2 protein-coding genes are annotated in these 2,517 nt (G+C 68.6%); one reads left to right on the top strand and one right to left on the bottom strand.

Annotation, left to right across the window (positions count from 1 at the left end):
- Positions 1-90: 90 nt before the first annotated feature.
- Complete coding sequence (locus ACFXGN_RS32745; protein WP_384866074.1) at positions 91-1,365, bottom strand: MFS transporter; 1,275 nt, start codon at positions 1,363-1,365, stop codon at positions 91-93.
- 155 nt (positions 1,366-1,520) lie between these two features.
- Between ACFXGN_RS32745 and ACFXGN_RS32740 the strand changes: the two genes are divergently transcribed.
- The gene (locus ACFXGN_RS32740) at positions 1,521-2,087 is read left to right on the top strand and encodes a MarR family winged helix-turn-helix transcriptional regulator (RefSeq protein ID WP_384866072.1); all 567 of its coding nucleotides are present in this window, start codon (positions 1,521-1,523) and stop codon (positions 2,085-2,087) included.
- Positions 2,088-2,517: the final 430 nt, after the last annotated feature.

Below are 2,517 nucleotides of genomic sequence, written 5' to 3'. Positions count from 1 at the left end.
CATGAGACCGCCCCCGACCACCTATCAGCCCACTACACTCCCGCCGCCCGGTGAAAGCCACAGCTCAGACAGCGAAATCCTGCTGGAGTACTAGGCGGAAGCGGTCTCGCTGTCGCGTACGGGCTCGTGCCGGGCGACGACCTTCGACGGGCGCAGGGCGAGCGACGGCTGGTTCTGCTCCGGCGTGAGCTGCTTGCCGAGCCGCACCGCGAGGAACGTGATGCCGAGCGAGAAGAGCACGAAGGTCACGATGTACGGACCGTGCAGCGCGGCCCCCATGGGACCGCCCACGGCCGGACCGACGGCCAGCGCCAACTGCTTGACCAGCGCGAACGCCGAGTTGTACTGCCCGACCATCGACTCCGGGGCCAGATCCGCGACCAGCGGGGCCACGGTCGGCGACAGCATCGCCTCACCGAGCCCGAACAGGGCGTACGTGGAGATGAACGCCGCCGTCGCCATCGCCTGGCTGCCGTTCCCCAGCCCCGCGTACCCGGCGATCAGCCACGCCACGGTCCAGATCAGACCCACGGCCGCGATCATCCGGCTCCGCTTGCGGCGCTCGACGAACTTCAGCACCAGGAACTGCGCGGCCACGATCACCGCCGTGTTCGCGGCGAGCGCGATGCCCAGCGTCGACGGCTGGATGCCCGCCGCCTCCGTGCCGTACGCGGCCAGACCCGACTCGAACTGTCCGTAACAGGCGAAGAAGAGGACGAAGCCGAGGACGCACAGCTGCACCATCGCCTTGTGCCCGAGCAGCGCGCGCATCCCGCCGCCCTTGCCGCCCTCGGCGGGCCGGGTGTCCGACAGCGCCGGAGACCCCGGCATCCGCACGGTCCCCACGACCACCGCGAGCACCAGGAACATCACGGCCTCGATCGAGAACAGCAGGACGAAGCTCCCCGGCCGGCTGGTGTCCACGAGGAGCCCGCCGATCAGACCACCGAGCCCGAGCCCGAGGTTCTGCAGGAAGAACTGCATGGCGAACGCGCGGGTCCGCCCGACCGGGGTCGAGCACCAGACGATCATCGTGGCCAGCGCGGGCTGGAGGACGGCGGTACCGGCACCCAGCAGCGCCGCCGCGCCCACCGCCGCGGGCACACTGGACGCGAAGCCCAGCGCCACAGCGCCCACGGCCGCCGTCGCCGAGGCCACGAGCAGCACGGGCACCGGCCCGCGCCGGTCGATGACGCGCCCGCTGAAGGGCAGCACCACGAGCGCGGCCATGGCGAAGACGGCCAGGACGATGCCCGCCGTGGCCGCGCCCAGATCCCGCACCTGCGCCACGTACACATAGAGGTACGGCACGGTGAAGCCGAGTCCGAACGCGCTCAGCGCGCTGCCTGCCTGAATACGGCGCATCGCGGCGCCCCTCGCCTTGGTCACACTCACCCACTTCGGTCGCAGGTTCAGAGGTGTACCCCTGAGCCTTGAAGACTTCAACGCTAAAGTTAACGTCTTAACAGTACACACCGAAGGACTTCAACGCCAACGGAGACCGTGGAATACTCGGCCGCATGTCCGACACCACTGAGCGGTCCGGTCCGGCGGCTCCCCACGAGCCGAGCCTCGACGAGCAGATCGCCGCCTACCAGCGCGAGTTCCGCGACCTCGACCCCCAGGTGGAGAAGGTCGTCTCCGCCCTCGGCCGGCTGAACCGCCGGATGAACGTGGCGTACGGACGCCAGCTGGCCGACCTCGGCATCAGCAACGCGGAGTGGGAGGTCCTCAAGACCCTGGTCCTCTCCGGCGAGCCCTACCGGCTCGGTCCCGGCGAGCTGGCCAAGCGGCTCGGCCTCACCCCGGCGGCGATGACCCACCGCATCGACCGCATGGCCGGCGAGGGCCTGGTCACCCGCGACCGCGACGAGAACAACCGCGTCCGCGTGATCGTGGAGCTCACCGACGAGGGCCGTACGAAGTGGCTGGAGGCCATGCGGATGGCCACCGCCTTCGAGGAGGACCTGCTCCAGGACCTCACGGGAGAGGAACGGGGCGTCCTCGGCGAGATCCTCATCCGCCTGCTGCGCCGCGTGGAACTGACCCAGCCGGACGCGGGCGGCCGTCTCACCGACCTCGACTGAACACCCGCGCCCACCGGGCCCGTGGACCGGGGTTGACACGCCCCTCCCAGATGCGTAGTGTTCTCCGAGTTGTCACAGAGCCGGAACGGTTCTTCGACAACCACTCAGCCGCTGCGAGCGGCACCTCTTACTCAGCACGATCTCCCCACCGGGATGAATTTCGGCGTGCCGAAATTCATTTCGAATGGCCCGATTAGGGGCCGCCGGGGGAATCCGCTAGAGTTCGGGACGTCGGAACGGCCCAACAGCCGGAAAGACAAACCCCGCTGACTGGGAGTCAGGGCCGAAAGGGTCTGATAGAGTCGGAAACGCAGGAAGGGCCCGGAGCGAAAGCGAAAGGGACCGGAAAGCACCGAGGAAATCGGATCGGAAAGATCTGATAGAGTCGGAAACGAAGGAAGCGCCCGGAGGGCCTGGAAACAGGAACGAA

Origin of the sequence: Streptomyces sp. NPDC059247 (genome assembly GCF_042754005.1) — a bacterium.
Taxonomy (GTDB): domain Bacteria; phylum Actinomycetota; class Actinomycetes; order Streptomycetales; family Streptomycetaceae; genus Streptomyces.
Note: the sequence above shows the minus strand (reverse complement) of the source record. Positions and strands in the feature narration are given on the sequence as shown.